Origin of the sequence: Corynebacterium durum (genome assembly GCF_030408675.1) — a bacterium.
Lineage (GTDB): Bacteria > Actinomycetota > Actinomycetes > Mycobacteriales > Mycobacteriaceae > Corynebacterium > Corynebacterium durum.
The window spans coordinates 1,911,598-1,932,909 of sequence record NZ_CP047200.1 but is presented as its reverse complement, the minus strand read 5'-3'; the positions used below and the strand labels follow the sequence as shown (position 1 = coordinate 1,932,909).

19 protein-coding genes are annotated in these 21,312 nt (G+C 59.0%); 15 read left to right on the top strand and 4 right to left on the bottom strand.

What is annotated here, in order from left to right; all coding sequences use genetic code 11:
* The first annotated feature begins 29 nt into the window (after positions 1–29).
* Entirely contained in the window at positions 30–542 is a 513-nt protein-coding gene (locus CDUR_RS08980) for a polyadenylate-specific 3'-exoribonuclease AS (protein WP_179419093.1), read from the top strand.
* A 34-nt stretch (positions 543–576) separates the two neighbouring features.
* Positions 577–1,965: a class II 3-deoxy-7-phosphoheptulonate synthase gene (locus tag CDUR_RS08975; RefSeq protein WP_179417942.1), complete on the top strand. Its 1,389-nt coding sequence runs from the start codon at positions 577–579 to the stop codon at positions 1,963–1,965.
* Positions 1,966–1,977: 12 nt separating this feature from the next.
* Here CDUR_RS08975 and pknB read toward each other — a convergent pair whose 3' ends face one another.
* Positions 1,978–4,179 (bottom strand): Stk1 family PASTA domain-containing Ser/Thr kinase, encoded by a 2,202-nt coding sequence (gene pknB / locus CDUR_RS08970; protein WP_179417941.1) that lies wholly within the window; start codon positions 4,177–4,179, stop codon positions 1,978–1,980.
* Between the two features lie 94 nt (positions 4,180–4,273).
* Between pknB and CDUR_RS08965 the strand changes: the two genes are divergently transcribed.
* Entirely contained in the window at positions 4,274–4,642 is a 369-nt protein-coding gene (locus CDUR_RS08965) for an Rv2175c family DNA-binding protein (RefSeq protein WP_040360140.1), read from the top strand.
* Here CDUR_RS08965 and CDUR_RS08960 read toward each other — a convergent pair.
* Both CDUR_RS08960 and CDUR_RS08955 read right to left on the bottom strand, forming a co-directional pair.
* A complete protein-coding gene (locus tag CDUR_RS08960; RefSeq protein WP_006063914.1) occupies positions 4,611–6,098 on the bottom strand; it encodes an alpha-(1->6)-mannopyranosyltransferase A in 1,488 nt (495 codons plus the stop codon). The genes CDUR_RS08965 and CDUR_RS08960 overlap by 32 nt on opposite strands.
* A 13-nt stretch (positions 6,099–6,111) precedes the next feature.
* Positions 6,112–7,170 carry a polyprenyl synthetase family protein gene (locus CDUR_RS08955; RefSeq protein ID WP_179419091.1) on the bottom strand — a complete coding sequence of 353 codons (1,059 nt, stop codon included), beginning with the start codon at positions 7,168–7,170 and terminating at the stop codon, positions 6,112–6,114.
* A 65-nt stretch (positions 7,171–7,235) separates the two neighbouring features.
* Here CDUR_RS08955 and metF point away from each other — a divergent pair, with 65 nt between their 5' ends.
* Positions 7,236–8,216, top strand: a complete 981-nt coding sequence (metF, locus tag CDUR_RS08950) for a methylenetetrahydrofolate reductase [NAD(P)H] (protein ID WP_179417940.1) — start codon at positions 7,236–7,238, stop codon at positions 8,214–8,216.
* Here the strand turns inward: metF and CDUR_RS08945 are convergent.
* Positions 8,213–8,782, bottom strand: coding sequence for a GNAT family N-acetyltransferase (locus tag CDUR_RS08945; RefSeq protein WP_179417939.1), 570 nt, complete (start codon positions 8,780–8,782; stop codon positions 8,213–8,215). The genes metF and CDUR_RS08945 overlap by 4 nt on opposite strands.
* Positions 8,783–8,949: 167 nt before the next feature.
* On the opposite strand from CDUR_RS08945, the gene CDUR_RS08940 reads away from it, so the two are divergent.
* From CDUR_RS08940 to CDUR_RS08890, 11 genes are all read left to right on the top strand, one after another.
* Positions 8,950–9,384, top strand: coding sequence for an SAV_6107 family HEPN domain-containing protein (locus CDUR_RS08940; protein ID WP_006063909.1), 435 nt, complete (start codon positions 8,950–8,952; stop codon positions 9,382–9,384).
* A gap of 146 nt (positions 9,385–9,530) precedes the next feature.
* Positions 9,531–9,932, top strand: coding sequence for a DUF3040 domain-containing protein (locus CDUR_RS08935; protein ID WP_040360134.1), 402 nt, complete (start codon positions 9,531–9,533; stop codon positions 9,930–9,932).
* 483 nt (positions 9,933–10,415) lie between these two features.
* Positions 10,416–10,847, top strand: a complete 432-nt coding sequence (gene mraZ, locus CDUR_RS08930) for a division/cell wall cluster transcriptional repressor MraZ (protein WP_006063906.1) — start codon at positions 10,416–10,418, stop codon at positions 10,845–10,847.
* 138 nt (positions 10,848–10,985) lie between these two features.
* Positions 10,986–11,957 carry a 16S rRNA (cytosine(1402)-N(4))-methyltransferase RsmH gene (gene rsmH / locus CDUR_RS08925; RefSeq protein ID WP_179417938.1) on the top strand — a complete coding sequence of 324 codons (972 nt, stop codon included), beginning with the start codon at positions 10,986–10,988 and terminating at the stop codon, positions 11,955–11,957.
* Between the two features lie 4 nt (positions 11,958–11,961).
* Complete coding sequence (gene ftsL / locus CDUR_RS08920) at positions 11,962–12,636, top strand: cell division protein FtsL (protein ID WP_155862220.1); 675 nt, start codon at positions 11,962–11,964, stop codon at positions 12,634–12,636.
* A 114-nt stretch (positions 12,637–12,750) separates the two neighbouring features.
* A complete protein-coding gene (locus CDUR_RS08915) occupies positions 12,751–14,571 on the top strand; it encodes a peptidoglycan D,D-transpeptidase FtsI family protein (RefSeq protein ID WP_179417937.1) in 1,821 nt (606 codons plus the stop codon).
* Positions 14,572–14,625: 54 nt separating this feature from the next.
* On the top strand, positions 14,626–16,098 hold the full coding sequence (locus CDUR_RS08910; RefSeq protein WP_179417936.1) for a UDP-N-acetylmuramoyl-L-alanyl-D-glutamate--2,6-diaminopimelate ligase: 1,473 nt from the start codon (positions 14,626–14,628) through the stop codon (positions 16,096–16,098).
* Complete coding sequence (locus CDUR_RS08905) at positions 16,095–17,510, top strand: UDP-N-acetylmuramoyl-tripeptide--D-alanyl-D-alanine ligase (RefSeq protein WP_179417935.1); 1,416 nt, start codon at positions 16,095–16,097, stop codon at positions 17,508–17,510. Before CDUR_RS08910 ends, CDUR_RS08905 begins: the two co-directional genes overlap by 4 nt.
* Positions 17,507–18,607, top strand: coding sequence for a phospho-N-acetylmuramoyl-pentapeptide-transferase (gene mraY / locus CDUR_RS08900; RefSeq protein WP_006063900.1), 1,101 nt, complete (start codon positions 17,507–17,509; stop codon positions 18,605–18,607). Before CDUR_RS08905 ends, mraY begins: the two co-directional genes overlap by 4 nt.
* The gene (gene murD, locus CDUR_RS08895) at positions 18,608–19,945 is read left to right on the top strand and encodes a UDP-N-acetylmuramoyl-L-alanine--D-glutamate ligase (RefSeq protein ID WP_179417934.1); all 1,338 of its coding nucleotides are present in this window, start codon (positions 18,608–18,610) and stop codon (positions 19,943–19,945) included.
* Positions 19,942–21,312 carry a peptidoglycan glycosyltransferase FtsW gene (locus CDUR_RS08890; RefSeq protein WP_179417933.1) on the top strand — a complete coding sequence of 457 codons (1,371 nt, stop codon included), beginning with the start codon at positions 19,942–19,944 and terminating at the stop codon, positions 21,310–21,312. The genes murD and CDUR_RS08890 overlap by 4 nt, the downstream gene beginning before the upstream one ends.

The window sequence follows — 21,312 nt, the reverse complement described above, 5'->3', positions numbered from 1 at the left end:
ATTTAACCAGCACCTGGAAAGGACGAACGGTGCGCTTTTTTTATGACACAGAGTTTATTGAAGACGGGGAGACCATCGAACTCATCTCTATCGGCATCGTGGGGGACGACGGACGCGAGTACTACGCCGTCTCAACAGACTTTGATCCGGCGCGCGCAGGGGAGTGGGTGCGCAACAACGTGTTGAACCAGCTGCCCAACCCGAATTCCTCCGAGTGGAAGAGCCTGGATACCATCCGTACCGATCTGGAGAAGTTCTTGCATGTCCCTGGTGGTGCGGAATTGTGGGCGTGGGTGGGCTGCTACGACCATGTTGTGCTGGCACAGTTGTGGGGAGATATGCCTGCGCTGCCTCGACACATTCCGCGTTTTACCCGTGAGCTGAAGCAGTACTGGGAGTTTGCGGGGAAGCCCCAGCTTCCTGATCTTGAATCGGGGAAGCACAATGCGCTGGAGGATGCGCGCCACAATGTACGCAAATTCCAGGCATGTATGGCTGCGTTGCCGATTGGTGCGAAGGGCCACGTTCTGCCACCGAACTAAATGAAACTACCAGGCGCATGGTATGAATGAGTGCGTGAGTTGGACAGTTGATATTCCAGTAGCAGAGCTTCCCGATTTGCCGCCGCTTCCGAGTGGTATCCAGGAAAAATTTGACGATGTGCTCGCGCGCACAGCCCTGCAGCAGCCCACCTGGGACCAGAAGCAGGCGGACACTGTCCGCAAGATTCTCGAGTCGGTCCCGCCGATTGTAGTAGCCCCGGAGATTCGGGAACTGAAAAAACAGCTGGCCGATGTTGCGTTGGGCCGCGCGTTCCTCCTTCAAGGCGGGGACTGCGCGGAGACGTTTGAGTCGAACACAGAACCCCACATCCGCGCCAATGTGAAGACCCTTCTGCAGATGGCTGTGGTGCTTACCTATGGTGCGTCTACCCCTGTGGTGAAGATGGGGCGCATTGCTGGTCAGTACGCTAAACCGCGGTCGTCTGACCTGGATGAGAATGGGCTGCCGAATTACCGTGGCGACATTGTCAATGGCGTAGAGGCCGATGAGGCTGCGCGGCGTCATGATCCGGCACGCATGATCCGTGCGTACGCGAACTCATCCGCAGCGATGAACTTGGTGCGCGCCCTCACCACGTCCGGCACTGCTGATTTACACCGACTGCATGAGTGGAACCGGGAGTTTGTGGCTAATTCTCCTGCTGGTGCCCGCTATCAAGCATTGGCGGGGGAGATTGAGAGCGGCCTGAAGTTCATGGAAGCATGCGGTGTTGCGGACGATAATCTGCGCACTGCGGATATTTACTGCTCGCATGAGGCGTTGCTGGTGGATTATGAGCGCGCAATGTTGCGCTTGGCAAAGAACAAGGATGGCGACTTAGAGCTGTATGACTTGTCTGCACACCAGTTGTGGATCGGTGAACGTACACGCGGCATTGACGATTTCCACGTGAATTTCGCCGCGATGATTTCCAACCCAGTGGGCATTAAGATCGGCCCGTCGATCACCCCGGAAGAAGCGGTGGCCTACGCGGATCGCTTGGACCCGAACTACGAGCCTGGGCGACTAGCCATAGTTGCCCGCATGGGGCACGATAAGGTGCGCACTGCGCTTCCTGCGATTGTGCAGGCCGTGGAGGCTTCGGGCCATAAGGTGATTTGGCAGAGTGACCCGATGCACGGGAATACCACCACTTCGTCCAATGGCTACAAGACCCGACACTTTGACAAGGTGATTGACGAGGTGCAGGGCTTTTTTGAGGTACACCGCGCGCTGGGCACTCACCCGGGTGGTATTCACATTGAACTGACCGGTGAGGACGTGACTGAGTGCCTGGGTGGTGCCTGGGATATTACTGATGTGGATCTGCCGGGCCGTTACGAGTCAGCCTGCGATCCGCGGCTGAATACCCAGCAGTCCCTGGAACTAGCGTTCCTTGTTGCGGAGATGCTGCGCAATTAGCATCTCCGGCCCCTAGCCGATGGTTTTCAGCGTGACTGATTTGCCGTTGTCAACTTCACTTCCAGCGCGGGGGCTTTGAGTGATCACCCGTGAGGAGTCGGACCCGCTGCTTGAGGCGGAGAGTCCGGCTTCTTCTAGTTTTTCTTTGGCATCGGCCAGTTTGCTGCCCACCACGTTGGGAACTTTGACCTTTTTGGCCACGACGATATCGACGCTGGACGAGCTGGGATCTATGAGGGTTCCAGGACCTGGGGCTGTTCCCACAACCTGATGAGCTTTGGTGCCGGTGGTGTTGTCCTGCTTGATCTGGTCGACTTTGATGCCGGCTTCCTGCAGCTTCTTGGTGGCTTCTTCCTGCGACATGCCCACAATGTCGGGGACTTCGAGGGCGGTGGAGACCTGGATCACCACTTCGGTACCGCGCGTCACTTCGGTACCCGGCGCGGGGAGGATACCAAACACGTGGTCTTTCGGGGTGGTGGAGATGAAGCCTTCATCGACACGCGCGACTTTCAGTCCTGCACTCTTGAGCGCCGACTCGGCGGCTGAACGTGAAAGTCCTTTGACGTCGGGTACGGCGACGGGTGCTGGTCCTTTGCTCAGCGAGACACTGACAGCGGTTCCGGTGCGCACTTCTTGGCCTACTGCGGGGCTTGTTTCTGCGACGCCCCCGGCGGGGACGTCGTCGGAGTACACCTGGTCGCCGTCCTGCCAGGTGAGGGTGCGTTCGCTGAGGAGTGCCCGGTAGCGGTCTACGCTGTGATCGGTGGGGATGGTGGGGATGGTGGGGCGTCCGAGGGAAATGAGAATGGCCACATTGCTGCCTCGGACCGCCCTAGAACCAAAAGGGGGATTGGTACCCACAATCTGGTCGACGGCGGTGTCGTCGTTGTACACCTGCTGGATGGTGGGTTCGAAGCCACCGTTCTGGATTGCCGCAGTAGCCTGCACACGGTCCATGCCAATGACTTCTGGAATCTCGCCGTAGCGCCCAGAACCAAACCACCAACCGCCGACAGCGACGGCACAGGTGAGAATGAATATGACGGTCAACCACACACCGAGTCGGATGCCGGAGCGGTTGCTCACGGGTTTGGGGCCTGGCGGGCTGACAGGTGTAGGCGGAGCGGGAGAAGGTGCTTGATGTGCGGGTGTCGCTGCTGCCACGCGGGTTTCGGGTGCCGAGGCTTGCGCGGGGGCTGGTGTGGGAACAACTGGTTCCAGAATGGAGGTTTCGGTTGGCCCCGAGTTGAACACTTCGGTACCCATCTCGTCCGCGTCAAATTCCCGCGTACCAAATTCTTCCGTCGCGGCATCATCCTCAATTTCGGTGGCGCGATGTGCCGCCGCGTTTCGGGGGATGGGTACCTTGAATGCGGGGAGAGACAGTTCGGCTGCTGCACTGTCTACGGCGGAAAGGAATTCCCCGGCGTCGGTGAAGCGTTCCTCGGGGTTGCGGGAGGTGGCTTGGGCAACCAGGGCGTCGAAAAGCGGTGGTACGCCGTCGATGCGGGTGCTGGGGGCGGGGACGTCGTTGTTGAGGCGTTTAAATGCCTGTGCTACCTGGGTGTCGCCGGTGAAGGGGATTTCCCCAGTGAGCAGTTCGTAGAGGACGATGCCGGCGGAGTAGACGTCGCTTTCCGGGCCGATGTCGCCGCCTTCGACCTGTTCGGGCGAAAGGTAGGAGACGGTGCCGATGATCTGGTCTGAGGTGGCGGTGTTTTGGGAGGTTTCACGCACCAGTCCGAAGTCGGCGAGTTTGACCTGGTGATCGCCGTTGATCAGGATGTTGTCTGGTTTGATGTCGCGGTGCACCATCCCAGCAGAGTGCGCCACAGAGAGTCCGGTGAGCATGCTGCGCATCACAGCTGCGACGGCGTGCGGGGGCATGGGGCCGCGCTCAGCTAAGAGTTCGCGGAGGGTACCACCGTTGATGAGTTCCATGATGAGGAACAGGTGGTCGCCGTCTTCACCCGTGTCATAGACGTTGACCAGGCAGGGGTGCGACAGTTGCGCCATGGATCGCGCTTCCCGGCGGAAGCGGTCGCGGAAGATGGGGTCATCAATGTAGCGATCGTCCATGACCTTAGCTGCAACCGGTCGCCCGAGGCGGGTATCAATACATCGGTAGACAGTGGACATGCCACCCCGCGCGATGGGTGTTTCGATGCGATAACGCCCATCGAGCAGATCACCAACATTTAACTTCGACATGACCACAAGTATGGCCGAAAAAGTCACACATATGCTAGTCCATCAAACCCAGATAACTCTGAATAAGCCATAAATGTGAGGTAAATTAAGCATTGTGAGTTCTTTTCCAGCAGCACATGATGTCCTACCAGTAGATGAAGTGCTGATTACTATTCCCGACGCCGCGGAACGCATGGGGGTAGTGGTCACCCGATTGTTCGATCTTCTCGGCGACCATCAGCTCATTGCGGTTGAGCGTGATGGCATTTCTTATCTCCCGGAGGCGTACTTTAATAGCGAGGGGGAGATCATCAAGTTCGTGCCCGGAGTGATTGCCGTCCTGTCCGATGGCGGCTATGACGACACGGAAATTCTGCGCTACCTGTTTACCGAAGATGAGTCCCTGCCGGGCCGTCCCATCGACGCGCTCCACGGGCACCTTGCCCGCGAGGTTATGCGGCGGGCGCAGGCTCTGGGGTTTTAGCAGCACTCCCTTGAGTGGGGATGTTGTGGCGGCCGAAAATGTACCGGGTGAGCAGGTACGAGGCCAAAACCGCCGCTGCTACCCAGGGAATATCGTAAAACTTGTGGTTTCCGCTTCCGGTGAACATGAGTGCCACCAGGATCGATAGCCCCGTGGTCCACACCACCAGCCTTCTCGACGGCTGGAATGTGCCGATCAGCGACAACAGGCTGGTGTAGTACCACGGCAAGGTCACCGTGTTGAACACCACCGCCACGCCATAGGCCGCCGTGGTGCCTTTGATAGCGTCCTGATCGGTGCGGCGATACCGCCACCACACCACGACCAGCCCCGCCAGCATGAGCACCTGACAGATCACGCGGCACCAGCCCAGCACCTGGTTGAAGGTGATGTCGTCGTTGATGTAGATGGCAAACGGCGTGGCTACGCTGGCCAGCAATGATGGGAACGCGAGGGGGTTAATCACCTTGGAATTGCCACTGAGCTGCGACACCCAGCCCCAGGAAGACCCCGAGAGAATCGTCACCACTGTGATGGCCACCATCGTCTCCACAGCCACCCACAGCCCGGCCAGCACAAACGCCAGTGGGTATCGACGCCCGTCCCACTTAGCCGCGATGAAACGCATCAGCATCCACACCACAAAGGGCATGGCAATAATCGCTGTTGCCTTCAATGCCACAGCCACACCAATCAGCGCCACGCCCACCACGTACCTGCGGCGCAGCGCCAATAGCAGGCCAGCGCACACTAACCCCACCATCAGTGACTCGTTGTGCATGCCACCGATCAGGTGCAGATACATCACCGGGTTGGCCACACCCAGCCACATCGCCAAGGCGGGATTGCCACCGAGGAGCCGCGCAATCGCTGGAACCGACCACATGATCAATGCGAAACCGGCAATGGATACCAGCTTGTACAGCACCACGCCCAATGTCACGTTATCGCCCACAATGGTGGTGATCACGTTGCCAATGCCCAAGTGCAGCGGGCCGTATGGGGTGGTGGTATTGCGCCAATCGTGGCTGACCTCCAGCATCATCGGCCCCGGGTTGACTGACACGCCCTCTGAATAGGGGTCAAAACCGTCGCGTTGCATCGCGCCCTGCATTAGGTACGAGTACACGTCGCGTGAGAGCATCGGTGCCGCGAAAATCAGCGGAATGATCCACGCCCACACGCAACGCTGAATGGAATCAGCCGTGACTGCGTCAGGTGTGGAGAACAGACTTCTACCCAGCTGTGCCCACGTGACCACGATCAGCACAATCCCCACACCAAACAGCGCGTTGAACATACCTGCGCCGTGGCCAAATGCCAAAAAAGACCAGCCCAGTGCATCCAACACACCGCCGCGATACCGCACCGCGCCACCACCATAAGAGCCAATGGCGAGCACCGTTGCGCCTATCACGCCGAGCCACAGTGGTGTGCGGAAAACCTTCATCATCATCTTGCCTGTCGTGTCACATGGTGCGGGTAGTCGCCTTGATCGCAAGCCCTCGCAATGCTTCGGCAACATCGGGGTTGATCTGTGCCTCCTCCAAATGAGCCAAACCAGATGCGGTGAGCTCCGCAATGCGGTCCTCCACTACTTGCCGCGCACCAGTAGCAGAAATAATGTCGGTGAGGGCCGCAATTTCCTCGGGTGTTTTTACTGTACCTATGCCACGCCGTAAGGCTTCAGCAGCGGTCGGATTATGGGCGTCGGCAAGCGCCAATGCTGAGGCGACAAGCACCGTGCGCTTGCCTTCGCGCAGATCATCACCAGCGGGTTTCCCCGTCACCGCAGGATCGCCGAATACTCCTAAAACATCATCACGCAGCTGGAAGGCCACGCCAATATCCGCGCCGAACTTGCGATAGGCATCCACCACGGGCTGCGGGGCGTCGGCAAGCGCGGCCCCAATATGCAGCGGGCGTTCAATGGTGTAAGCGGCGGTTTTAAAACGGTTCACCCGCTCCGCATCCTCCAGACGCTCGCTACCTGACGCCTCCAGAGACACATCCAGCAGTTGACCAGCAATAACCTCCGAGCGCATCGCCCGCCACGGCTCCTGAACCCGCTGCAAGGCCGCCGCCGACAAACCCGATGAATGCACCAGATCGTCCGCCCATGCCAGGGCAAAATCACCCAACAAAATAGCAACAGACCTGCCAAAATGCGCCGAATCCCCGGACCAGCCACGTTCCCTGTGGCGTGTCTCCACCGTGCGATGTGCCGTCGGACGTCCGCGCCGCGTATCCGAGGAGTCAATAATGTCGTCGTGAAGAAGGGCACACGCCTGGATCAACTCCAAGGAACTCACCGCACGCAACACCGCCTGCGGATCCTCCGAACCACCCACGCCCGTATAACCTGCCCAGGCAAACAACGGTCGCAGCCGCTTCCCACCACCCAACACAAACTGTTCCAACACGTCCACAGCTTCCGGTTGTATACCGGCCAGGTGGTTGCGCTGTCGGGCAAAAAACTCCACTAATACGGCCTGAACCGCTTCTGGGACCTCATCCAACGTCACCATGCGTGCACTCAACCCAACAACCCCTTCTACTCACTACGCCTACTCAAAGAATAAGATACCCAGGCATGCACCCCCATAACATTCCCGCAAACCTTCAAGTCCCTATCTCCCGCGCCATTTCCCTGCGCAGTCCCGGTCAGGTGCCTTTCTCCGTCGAATTCATGCCACCGCGTGACGACGCCGCGGAAGCACGCCTCTGGGCCGCCGCTACAACATTCCATGACCTCGGTGCCTGTTTCGTCTCCGTCACCTACGGCGCCGGAGGATCCACTCGCGAACGCACCAGCCGTGTCGCCCGGCGACTGGCCAAACAGCCCCTTACCACGCTCGTCCACCTTACCCTTGTGGACCATACTGAAGACGAACTTCGCGCCATCCTGCGGGAATACTCCGAACTCGGGTTGACCAACCTTCTCGCTTTGCGGGGCGACCCGCCAGGGGACCCCCTCGGCGAGTGGTGCACCACCAATGGCGGGTACTCCTACGCCAACGAACTCATCGACCTTGTGCATGCCATGCCTGAATGCCAGCACTTTGACATTGGCATTGCATCTTTTCCCGAAGGGCACCACCGCGCCCGCACCCTTGAAGACGACACGTACTATACCCTGGCGAAATTGCGCGCCGGGGCGCAGTACTCCATCACGCAAATGTTCTTTGATGTGGACCATTACCTGCGGTTGCGGGACCGGCTCGCTGCGGCGGATCCCGAACACGGCACCAAACCTGTGATCCCCGGTCTGATGCCGATCACGAGTCTGAGGTCTGTGCGCCGCCAAGTCGAACTTTCTGGCGCGGCGCTGCCGTCGGCATTGGAGGAACGCCTGGAACGAGCTGCGGCTGGGGACGAAGAGAAAAACCGCGATGAGATCCGCAAAGTGGGTATCGAGGTCACCACAGCCATGGCCGAACGCCTCATCGAGGAAGGGGCTCCGGACCTGCATTTTATGACCCTTAACTTTGCTCGCGCTACCCAAGAAGTCCTTCATAATTTGGGTATGGCACCAGCATGGGGAACCGATGCTGGGCAGGATGCAATTCGTTAATACTCTGGGGACTTTTCTGTTGTGGATTTTTCCAGCCGGAGGTAGAGAACCGCGAAGGGGCGTTCATCCCCGCGGAAGAGAAAATTGCGCAGAATATCCATAAACCCAAAGGAACGGTACAGGCCGAACGCGCGGTTATTTTCCCCGGCGACTTCTGGGGTAGAGAGGATGGCGTAGGGGGAATTCACGCCTGCCAGCAACTCTGTGAGTAGGGCTCGGCCGACACCGCGTCCCTGATAATCGGGGAGAACGTGGACTTCGGCGACCTCAAAATAATCGTTGAGCGCCACTGAGCGGGGATCGCTGTTGCGGACTGCCTGTCGAATCTGGCTGTGCCACCACTGTTGTGCCCGGCCTAAGTGCCCATACGCCACCCCAACGATCCTGGATCCATCCAGTGCGTAGACCGCGCGAAACTCCGGGAACATCACTGCGTTGCGCCACGCGGTGTTCCGTACAGCCCTTACTTTGGGGTGGTAGTCCATGGCAGTGATGTACACATCAACGAGTTGAGGGCAGTGATCAAGGAACTCGGTGGGGGACAGCGTGTGAATAGTTACAGGCACTACTCCATCTCATCATGAATTGTGTCTTGCCGCTGAAGAAGAGAGAGGGGAAGGGGTGCTCAGCGCAGCGCATAGCCATAATTATCGAACATATGATCGAAAATTGAAGAGGTGGTGTCTGGTGGGGATTTTATAGTGAGGCCACGATCGGAAGATGGAGAAAGGAGATGATGATGGCCACGGTTATTTCCGCAACAACACGGTTTGGCGGACGCGGGGAAGCTAAGCGTGCGGAGTTTTTGGGGAAGGCGCACGTGTTGCTCACGCAGTCCCAGGTTGCGCTTCGTGCGGGCGACGAAGCCTCCGCGCTGGAACTTGCATATCAGGCTGCGCTGCGGACGGCGGGTGCGCGTATTGCGGTCAGTGCAGTGGCTCAGCGTAAGCGCAAACCGCACGGGGCGTGGGATCAATTAGCTTTGGTTGATGAAACGGGGGTGGAACAGGCGGCTGATTTTAAGGCTTTTTCTAAGCTTCGCTCGCGGGTGTCTAGCGGTATGGAAGTCGAGGTTGATCCGGTTATAGTGCGTGAGTTTGTCCAGCGTGTGCGGGGTTTTCTTGATTCAGTAGATGCGGAGGCTGGCTGGGTTTCTGAGGTTGCATAGTTGTATGAAAGCAATGGAGCGGGGGCAGCAAATGGTTGATCTCGGCGCGAGGCGTAATCACTAGGTAGATTAGGTGGGAACTTTGGCGCTACGCTAGACGTTGCCACCATAAGAAAGCTATTGCCTGAGCATTAATGGGAGGAACAGTGGCTCTTTCAGAGCAGGAACAGCGGATGCTTCGCGAGATTGAGCAGTCCCTTTTGGCTGATGATCCAAAATTTAGTGCCGCTGTCAAAAACGCTGGCGCGTTTGCTGGAGAATCGCGGACTGGTGGACTGACTATCCGCGGCATTGCCCTTTTTATGCTTGGGTTGGTGTTGTTGGTCGGTGGAGTTGCCTTAAGTCAACAAAACTTATGGTTTGTCACTATTAGTGTGGTCGGATTCCTGTTGATGTTTGGTGCGGCGATGTGGATGTTGCAGGGTGGGGCACGTCGTCAATCCATAGAGAGGCGACAGCGCTTTCTAAGGCAGACTCCTGCTGACAGCAATAGCAGTGTTGCTAGTCGGATGGAGGATAATTTCCGCCGTCGCTTCGACGAACATTAGAACATTCCATACTACCGTCTGCGGCCCCCACGGGGGCCGCTTTTTTCGTGTCGGGGTTGTGCTGTTTCTGAGCATTCATTGTGTTCCCACTTCTCCCCACCCACATCTCCCACTTTGCCCCACCTAAGGCGGCGCTCAGCCAATTTTGGTCAGCAAATCCCCAGCTCGCGGGTGTAGATGTTGTGCTTTGGGGGATTTGAGGGCAAATCATATTGATGGGGAAATTGTTACTTAGAGTGGCGGCTGGGGGTAAATTTTTGGCTGTTTTCAAAATTTCTCCCACTCGGGAAAATAGTGTATGACCAGCGTCAAAAGGTGTGTCAAATCTGCTAAATGGTGTGCTGAGTGTTGCTGGTGGGGCAAAGTGGGGTAGGGTGGGGTGCAGTGGTGGGGCGGTTGAGCTTCAATCGGCCCGCAACTATGTGGCTTCAAGCCTCAAGGTGAGCGCCCCTAGTGAGTTAGTGAGGAAAGGTAGGGCCGAGCATGTTTCTTGGTACCTACACTCCAAAGCTTGATGACAAAGGGCGGTTGACTCTCCCGGCGAAATTCCGCGAGGAACTGGCTGGCGGGTTGATGATCACCAAGGGGCAGGATCACAGTCTTGCGGTTTATCCGCGTGAGGAGTTTGCGGCACGGGCACGTAAAGCAGCCGCTGTTTCTCGCACGAACCCCGAGGCGCGAGCGTTTATTCGTAACTTGGCGGCCAGTGCTGATGAGCAGCGTCCAGACGGACATGGGCGAATTACGTTGTCGGCGGCGCATCGCCAGTACGCGGGTCTTACCAAAGAATGTGTAGTAATCGGTTCAGTGGATTTTCTGGAAATCTGGGACGCCGAAGCTTGGGCAACGTACCAGGCTGAAACTGAAGCCGCCTTCTCTGCTGCTGAAGACGACGTTTTGGGTGGTCTGCTGTAGCAGGTTGGAGTGTGTGTACGGACTCTGCTTGGCGGAGTTGCTCTGGTGTACTTCCCCAACATCAGATCAATGACCCCGGGCAGGGCCCTACGCACACCCCGGCAGTTTGTTTTGTGAATGAGGAGGTGATCAACCTAGATGCACGGGCATGTTCCAGTTTTGCGTGATCGTGTTACTGAGTTGATTGCAGACCCTGTTCGCGAAATGGGCGACAAGGCAGTCATTGTTGACGGCACATTAGGTGCCGGAGGGCATGCTGAGTTTTTCTTGAGATCTTTTCCAAAGGCGTGCGTAATTGGCCTGGATAGGGACCGATTAGCCGCTGAAGGAGCTCAGGAACGACTCGCCACTTACGGCGAGCGTTTTGGTTTTTACCACACTCGTTTTGATGGCCTAGGCACGGCAATTGAAACTGGTGAGGGGGAGCCGTTTGAGCGGGCTCGGACCTACGGGGTATCAGGAGCGTTGTTTGATTTGGGTGTGTCGTCGATGCAATTGGATCAGACGGAACGAGGTTTTGCGTATAAAACTGATGCTCCGCTGGATATGCGTATGGATCCTTCACAGGGAATCACTGCTGCGGAGGTGTTGAACACCTACTCGCACGGTGACCTTGCGCGGGTACTGAAAACCTACGGAGATGAGCGTTTCGCGGGCAAGATTGCGTCAGCTGTGCTGCGCGAGCGGGAGAAAGAACCGTTCACAACGTCTGCTCGCCTTGTGGAGTTGCTGTATGCGACCATTCCGGCCGCTACTCGACGCCACGGTGGTCATCCTGCTAAACGCACGTTTCAGGCGCTGCGGGTTGAGGTGAACGCCGAACTGGATTCCCTAGAGCGGGTGATTCCCATGATTGCTGACGAACTCACTGTTGGTGGGCGAGTGGTGTTCATGAGCTATCAGTCGCTGGAGGACAAGATTGTGAAGCGACAGTTGGCGGAGATGACAAAGTCGCAATCTCCGCCCGGGTTGCCGATGGAGCTGCCGGGCACGGCCCCTAAGTTCCGGCTGGTAACGCGCGGTGCTGAGAAGGCAACTGCGCAGGAAGTGGAAGATAACCCCCGGGCAGCCCCGGTACGGGTTCGGGCAATGGAACGAATAGGAAGGTAATGCAATGACAATAACGAGTGGTACCCGTGGCAATACTGCATTGCTCGACCGTCCGGTGCGGAAGAGGACGACGACGCTCACGCCGTCGAGAAGCATTCCGCAGCGGCGTCGGTTCCAGCACACACCTGGGTCAAAGCAGGTTGTGTCTGTACGCGGTCGTCGTGTTGTAGCGCCAAAGGCACGTCCGGGTGTCATTCGTTTTGCGTCGCTGATTGTTGCGCTGTTGGTGTGCGGCGTGGTGGGAATGATGGTGCTATCAGGCACGTCCACCGAGCAGACATTCCGTTTGCAGCAGTTGCGGTCGCAGGACACGCAATTGGCGAACCAGCTAGAGACGCTGCGTCGTGATGTGGAGGATGCGAAGTCGGCAGCCGAGGTTGCTCGCCAGGCTTCCGAGAATGGTTTTGTGGTGGCTGAGCAGCCTGGTGTGCTTGTTGTGCAGCCGAATGGCGCGATAGAAGAACAGCGAGTAGCGGACCCGGGGGCAACACGGCCTATTGTTGATGTGAATGGTCGTTCAACACGGTCGTCGAACCCGGCATCCAGCAACCCGTCAGAGACGCGTGAAGTGTCGGGCAACTTGGAAGCTATTCCTAATAACGACGTGCAGGTTCCGGCCCAGCTTCCGGCGGTGACTCCGTACGCGCCGACGGTTCGGAACCCACAGGCAGGTAGGTGACACACAGTGAGTTCACGCCCCCAGCGTGATCGTAGAAGAGCGGGACAAGATACTTTGTCCCGCGCTTCGTCGTATCGCACACAGCCACAACCAAAAAGACGTACCCAAGCCCAGGTGGTGGCGCATCGTTTGAAGATCGCCAGCAATATCGCCTTGCTTGTGTTGGTGGTGTTGATCGCCCGGTTGGCGTGGGTGCAGCTGGTCTGGGGGCCTGATTTGTCGGTCGCTGCCCAACAGCAGAGGACGCGTGTGTTTACGGATCCGGCTCGTCGTGGTGAGATCACCGATAAGTCTGGTAATCAGTTAGCGTTCACGATGCAGGCGAGGTCGTTGACTGTGTCCCCGAAGGTATTGCGGGACGAGATTCAGGCCCGCCACGAGATGAAGCCAGACGAGTACGGCACGGTGGATGAGGTGCTGAAGGAAATTTCTGAGGAAATTCCGAAAATGGTGAAAAACTCAGGAAATCAACCCAGCAAAGTGAACTCCAAGGAGATTATGGAGAAACTGCGCGCCGACACAAACTATGAGGTGTTGGTGCGCAATGTCGACCCCGACGTGGCCGCAGATGTTACCAAGAAGTTTGAGGGGGTGGCTGCGGACCATCAGGATATTCGTCAGTATCCCAACGGTGCCATCGGGGAGAATGTGATTGGCAAGATCAGCATGGATGGGGAGGGGCAGTTCGGCCTTGAAGCATCCTCGGACGCGATGCTCGCCGGGGTGGATGGCAAGCGAACATTAGATGTGTCCGCCCGTGGCCAGGCCATTCCTGGAACCCAGCGTGACGAGGTTGCCGTGATCAACGGCGCGAATGTGGAGTTGACCCTGGATCTGGATCTGCAGACCTACGTCCAGCAGCAACTGGAGCAGGCGAAGACACAGTCGAAGGCTAAGGGGGCGTCGGCGGTGGTGCTGGATGCGAAGACGGGCGAGGTGTTGGCGATGGCCAACACCGGCACCATCGATCCCAACGGTGACATCACAAGCCAGCTGGATAAGGGAAAAAACTTTGATAACCCGTCCGTGACCTCGCCGTTTGAGCCCGGCTCGGTAGCCAAGGTGATTACCGCTGCGGCGGCTATTGAAGACGGCGTGACCAAGCCGGATGAAGTACTGCAGGTTCCGGGCAGCATCAACATGTCCGGGGTGACGGTCAAGGATGCGTGGGAGCACGGCACCGTCGGATACACCACAACGGGTGTGTTTGGTAAGTCCTCCAACGTGGGGACGCTGATGCTGGCGCAGCGCGTGGGTGAAGATCGTTTCGCCGATATGCTGGAGAAGTTCGGTGTGGGTCAGGCGACCGGTATTGAGTTGCCCAGCGAATCGGAAGGTCTGCTGCCCGCCCGATCCCAGTGGTCCGGTGGCACCTTTGCTAACCTGCCTATTGGGCAGGGTATGTCTGTGACATTGTTGCAAATGGCGGGGATTTACCAGGCTATTGCGAATGATGGTGAGCGCATTGAGCCGCGCATCGTCAAAAAGATTACTGATGCGAATGGTGTGGAGCAGGAAGTGCCGGAGGCGAAACGGACCCGGGTGGTCAGTCCTCAGACCGCGCAAACAGTGGCCGGCATGTTCCAGTCTGTGGTGCAGAGCGATTCTGCCGGGGTTCAGCAGGGTACGGGTGCTGCCGCTGCGGTGGATGGTTACCAGGTTGCCGGTAAGACGGGTACCGCCCAGCAGGTGGACCCGGCGTGTAACTGCTATTCCAATTCCAAATATTGGATCACGTTTGCGGGGCTTGCCCCGGTGGATAATCCGCGTTTTGTGGTGGGCCTGATGTTGGACGCTCCGGAGCGTGGCGTGCATGGTGAGGGTGGACAGTCGGCCGCCCCGTTGTTCCACGATATTGCTGCATGGTTGCTTAATCGCGATAACGTGCCGCTTTCACCCGAGTTGCCTGGGCAGCTGGTACTGCAGGCTAACTGAGTGTGGTGGCGGTTATAGAATGTTTTCAATCAGAACTTTTAAGAAGGAGACCTTGTGGTGAGTGCGCCGTCGTTGGGAGAGTTAGCCTCTCTGTCAGGAGGGACTATTTACCAAGGTCAGGACGTTACAGTGGAGGCTATTGGGTTGGTGGCCCAGGAACTCGCCCCGGGGGCGTTGTTCGCGGCGGTACCAGGGACGCGCGTTCATGGTGCGACCTTTGCCGCAGATACGGAGGCCGCCGCGATTCTCACGGACGAGGCAGGTGTGGAGATCCTGCAGAAGGCGGGGGAGACTCGCCCAATCCTGGTAGTTCCGCATGTGCGTTCGGTGTTGGGGAAAGTATCTGCCCGGGTGTTTGGGGATCCGTCGCAGCAGTTGACCATGATCGGTATTACGGGAACCTCCGGTAAGACGACCACCAGTTACCTTCTGGAGGCTGGTCTGATGGCCGAAGGGCATAAGGTGGGGCTGATCGGTACTACGGGTACTCGCATTGATGGTGTGGCTGTTCCCACGAAACTGACTACGCCGGAGGCCCCGAAGCTTCAGGAACTGTTTGCCCAGATGCGGGACGAGGGGGTCACGCATGTGGTGATGGAGGTCTCCAGCCACGCAATTGCGCTGGGCCGAGTGGCGGGCACACATTTCACAGTGGGGGCTTTTACTAATTTGTCCCAGGATCACCTGGATTTTCACCACTCTATGGAGGAGTATTTCGAGGCTAAGGCCGCGTTTTTCCGTCCGGGACCGGAGCATTCCGTGGTGTGTGTGGACGATGCGTGGGGCCGCAGGATGGCTGAGGTGGCGGGCGTCGATACGCTGACGGTGTCCACCGGTTCGGAGCCGGCTGCGGTGACTACACACAATATTGTGGTGGAACCGGACGGCAGCCAGCGCTTTGAGGTGCTTATCGACGGCGCTCCCATTCCCGTTCACCTGCCTGTTCCGGGTGCGTTCAACGTGGCGAATGCGGCGCTGGCGCTGGCTGCGGCGTCTGCAGCTGGGAGCGATCCGCAGGTTGTCGCTCAAGGCATGTCCACCATTCAGGTACCGGGTCGTATGGAAAAAATCGATGCCGGGCAGGATTTCCTGGCGGTCGTGGACTATGCGCACAAGCCTGCTGCGGTGGCTGCGGTGCTGGACACCCTGCGACAGCAGGCCACCGGCCGTATCGGCGTGGTGTTGGGCGCGGGCGGAGACCGCGATGCCGAGAAGCGCCCGCTCATGGGTACCGCTGCCGCCGAGCGCGCGGACCTGGTAATTATTACCGACGACAACCCCCGTTCCGAGGACCCTGAACTGATCCGAAATGCAATCGTCGCAGGCACAGTAGACCTTCCTGCCGAGGTGCGTGTGATTGGTGATCGCGCCGAAGCGATTCGCGCTGCTGTGTCGTGGGCTGGGCCGGGTGATGCTATTGTTATTGCCGGTAAGGGGCATGAAACAGGGCAGCTGGTCAATGGTGTGACACACCATTTTGATGACCGGGAGGAACTTCTCACCGCGCTGAAAGGGGAGCACTCATGATCACGCTCACTCTGGCGGAGGTCGCGGAGATTGTTGGCGGTCAACTGAATGGTGATCCGCACATTCGTGTGGACTCGGTGGAGTTTGATTCCCGCAAGGTCACGCCGCACACCTTGTTCGTGGCGTTGCGCGGGGCGCGGGTGGATGGGCATGACTTTGCCACTAGTGTTGACGGGCCGGTGCTGGCGGCGCGCCCCGTGGATGCGCCGTCGGTGGTGGTGCCGCACATCGATAATCCACAGTCCAACGCCGATGCCTACGCTCACGACCCTAGTGGCGATAACGCATCGGTACTGGAAGCGCTCTCAAAGTTGGCTCGCTACAACATCGACCACGCGGATGTCACGGTCATTGGTGTGACGGGGTCCGCTGGTAAAACCTCCACGAAGGATCTCATCGCCAGCGTGGTGCAACGCCTAGGGAGTACGGTGGCGCCCCCGGGATCCTTCAATAATGAACTGGGGCACCCCTACACCGCGCTGCGTTGCGACAAGACAACCGACTACTTGGTGGCGGAGCTTTCTGCACGCGGCCTTGGGCATGTGGCCCACCTGGCGCAGATCGCCCCACCCACCATCGGGGTGGTGCTCAACGTTGGCACGGCGCACCTCGGGGAGTTCGGTAGTCGGGAGGTGATCGCTCAGGCTAAAGGTGAGTTAGTCGCAGCGCTGCCCAGCACAGGTGTTGCCGTGCTCAACGCCGACGATCGGCTGGTCACCAACATGCCAACCAGCGCGAAAGTGGTGCGCTTTTCCACCACCATGGAAGCCGACTACTACGCCACGGACATTCAGCTTGGCGAATTGTCGCAGGCAAGCTTTGTGCTGCACACTCCACACGGCCAGGCACCCGTGAACCTTCAGGTGTTCGGCGAGCATCAGGTTGCCAACGCCCTCGCCGCCGCAGCGGTGGGTGTGGAATGCGGCTTGAGCGTCGCCGACGTGGCACAGGCGCTCAGCGAGTACACGGCAGCGTCGGCGCATCGCATGGACGTGCAACGCTGCGGCGACGTGGTGATCATTGACGATGCCTACAACGCCAACCCCGACTCCATGCGTGCAGGCGTGTCCGCGCTGATCGACGCCACAAGTAAGAAGACGTGGGCAGTGCTCGGCCAGATGAACGAACTGGGCGAGGACGCAGACGCAGAACACCGCAAGCTGGGAGAGTACCTGGCGGAACGGGGCGTCGATACGCTGGTTGCGGTGGGAACCTCGGCGCAGGTTGAGGCGCTGGCCAACAGCGCTAGAGAACACGGTGTACACACCCTAGTGGCATCAGATGTGCAACAGGCAGTGGACTTGGTTCAGGCGGAGCTTGCACCTGGCGATGCAGTGTTGGTGAAGGCATCGTATTCTGATTCTTTATGGCGAGTAGCTGAGGGCCTCATGCAACTTAGGAGAAGCGAATGACCCAGATCATCATTAGCGGCGCGATCAGCTTCCTTGTCGCGATCTTTTTGACACCGCTTCTCATCCGGCGATTCAGCGCCGAAGGGCTCGGACAGGAAATTCGGGAAGACGGGCCCCGCTCCCATCTGCGTAAACGCGGAACCCCGACCATGGGCGGCATTGCCATCCTCGCGGGTATTATTGTCGCCTACGTGGCCACCAACATCGTGGGCACCATCAACGGCAAAGGGGGGTTCACTGTCTCCGGCATTCTGGTTCTGGGACTCACCCTCGCGCTGGGCGGGCTGGGATTCGCCGACGATTACATCAAACTCGCCCAATCCCGGAACCTTGGCCTGAACAAGAAAGCCAAGCTCATCGGCCAGGCTGCCGTCGCCTTGGTGTTCGGCTTCCTTGTGCTGCAGTTTAAAGACGAGTACAAACTCACCCCAGGGTCCACGCACCTGTCGTACATTCGCGACATCCCCACCGTGGACATTTCGCTGGGGGCTGGTGTGTTTGGGTTTATCCTGTTCATGCTGTTCATCTACATTTTGATCAGCGCCTGGTCCAACGCCGTGAACCTCACCGACGGCCTCGACGGACTCGCCGCTGGCAGTACCGCCATGGTTATGGGTGCGTACACCACCATCACGTTCTGGCAGTTCCGCAATTCCTGTGAGGTCAACGTTGAGCCGGGCTGCTACTCAGTACGCGACCCCCTCGACCTGGCCATCCTGGCTGCGGCCGGCCTGGGTGGATGTCTCGGGTTCCTGTGGTGGAACGCGGCACCCGCGAAAATCTTCATGGGAGACACCGGCTCTCTTGCACTCGGCGGCCTAGTGGCTGGCATTTCCGTGGCTTCCCGGACCGAACTGCTCATGATCATCATCGCCGCGCTGTTTGTTATCGAGGCGGCCTCTGTGGTGATCCAGGTGTTTGTGTTCCGCACGCGCGGCACCCGCTTTTTCCGCATGGCCCCCTTCCATCACCACTTTGAAAACGGCGGCTGGGCTGAAACCACCGTGGTGGTGCGTTTCTGGCTCATCTCCGCCATGGCCTGCATCACCGGCATGGCCTTGTTCTACAGCGAATGGCTACTGACCACAGGGGTGTAAATGACTTCTCCACAGCTGCCCACCGAACTTCACGGCAACGTCCTCGTCGCCGGTGCCGGAATCTCCGGTGCCGGAAGCGCCCGTATGCTCGTAGACCTCGGTGCTAGCGTCACCGTTGCCGACGACGATGAAACCGCCCGGCTTCGCGTCAGCGAAATCACCGGCGCGGACAACACCAGCGTCACCGACGTGGACCTTAGCCGCTACAGCTGTGTTGTTACCTCACCCGGCTGGCGGCCCACCACCCCTCTGCTTGTCGACGCCGCGAACCAAGGCATCCCCGTCATCGGCGACGTGGAACTGTGCTGGCGGCTCGATCGCAGCGGCGTGTTCGGTCCACCTCGCACCTGGCTGGCGGTGACTGGAACCAACGGAAAAACCACCACCACTGCCATGCTCGCCGCCATGATGAACACTGTCCCTGTGGGCAACATTGGCGTCGCCGTGAGCGATGCACTGACCAGCGGCAATGACATTCTGGTGGTGGAGCTTTCCAGCTTCCAACTCCACTGGTCCAGCACCATCCGCCCGGCCGCTGGCTGCCTTCTCAACCTGGCCGACGACCACATTGACTGGCACGGGAGTTTTGACAACTACCGTGCTGACAAGGCCAAAGTGCTGCTTGGCGATGTCGCGGTGGTGGGTATCGACGACCCGAACCTCGCCGGCTACGATGCCATTGGCTTTACGCTGAGCGCCCCGGCGCGCGGGCAGGTTGGCATCGTGGATGGCATGATCGTGGACAATGCTTTTGGCGACAATGTGGTCATCGCGTCCGCAGAGGGTATTTCCCCCGCAGGACCGGCGGGTCAGCTGGACGCCTTGGCCGCAACTGCCATGGCGAGGTCGCAGGGCATTGAGCCACATACGATCGCGAAAGCCCTTGCCACCTTCGAGGTGTCGGGGCATCGCGGCCAGGTGGTGCACCGCGCCGGGGGAGTGTCCTTTGTAGATAATTCCAAAGCCACCAACCCCCATGCCGCAGAGGCCGCGTTGTCTGGGTGTGACTCGATCATTTGGGTGGCGGGTGGCCAGCTCAAAGGTGCGGACATTACGCAGTTGGTGGCGAATCACGCGTCTCGGATGAAAGCGGCGCTGCTGCTGGGAGTAGATAGGCACATTCTTCAGCGTGAGCTTGAGAAGTACTCTGTGCCCACCATGGTGACCGATTCCACCGACCCAGAGGTGGCTATGCAGGAGCTGATGGGTTACGCGGCGTCGATAGCCGAACCTGGTGACACGGTGGTGCTGGCCCCAGCGGCGGCATCGCTGGACATGTATAGCGGAATGAGCCAGCGCGGCAATCTTTTCGCCCATTATGCGAAGGAACAGCTATGACGACTCTTGCCAATCGTGTGAAACCCTGGGCGCTGGACCTGCGTTCGCGCCCGCTGCTGGACTACGTGGTGATTCTTGGCGTGGTGTTCATCCTCAGCGGCCTGGGCATTGTCATGGTGTTTTCCAGTTCCATGGCGGTGTCGGCACTGCAGGATGATTCGCCCTGGTCACGTGTGGTGCGCCAGGGTGTGATGGTGGTGGTGGGCTTTATCGCCATGTGGATGGGCCTTCGGGTTCGGCCGCAGTCGATCCGCCGCTGGTCGTCGTGGCTGCTGGTGGCGGCGTTTGCCTTGCTGATTCTCGTGCTCATCCCAGGGATTGGTACCGGTAAGGAGCAATGGGGTGCGCAGTCCTGGATTGGTGTGGGGCCGATCAGCATTCAGCCTTCGGAGTTGGCCAAAGTGGCCATCGCGGTGTGGGGAGCCGCCTACCTAGCTGACCAAAAGACCACCGCGCCATGGCGGGAAAACAAGTTTGTGCGCTTTACTGGGGTGGGTATCGCCATGTTTGGGTTGATTATCCTCCAGGGGGACCTGGGCATGGGACTCACCATTGCGTCGGTGATTGCCCTGGTGTTGTTCTTTAGTGGTATTCCTATCGGTTACCTTGTGGTGAGCGCCGTGGTGGGTGTGCTTGGTTTGGTTGGTGTGGCGTTCTCGGGCGGCTTCCGTTCCAGCCGTATCACTGTGTACATAGATGCGCTGCTTGGGCATTTCGACGACACGCGCGACACCGCGTTCCAGTCCTATCAGGGCTTCCTTTCCCTCGCCGACGGTGGCGCAACCGGCGTGGGCGTGGGCCAGTCCAGGGCAAAATGGTTCTATCTGCCTGAAGCGACCAACGACTTCATTTTCGCCGTCGTGGGGGAGGAGCTTGGTCTGTGGGGCGGGGCCATGCTGATCCTGCTGTTTGGCATGCTCGGCTACTTTGGGCTGCGTGCGGCACGCCGAAATTCTGACCAGTTCATTTCCCTCATGGCGGCGACGCTGACTACTGGTGTGGTGGTGCAGGCGTTCATCAACGTCGCCTACGTGATCGGCTTGGCACCTGTGACTGGTATCCAGCTGCCCATGATTTCCTCTGGCGGTACCTCTGCGGTAATTACCTTGGCCTCGATGGGGCTGTTGGCCAACTGCGCGCGCCATGAGCCGGAGGCCATTTCCGCGATGCAGTCCTACGGTCGCTTGAGCATTGACCGCCTTCTGCGCTTGCCGGAACCCCTGACCGCCCGCCCGCCGCGACGTGGCCGCCAGCAACGACAGCCAGTGACGCAGCGTCGTCCCGCGCGTCCGCCGCGCCCGCAACGACAAGAACCGCCGCGGCGAGTGGGCCCAGCCGAAGACCGTTACTACCGCCGAAGGAGCTAA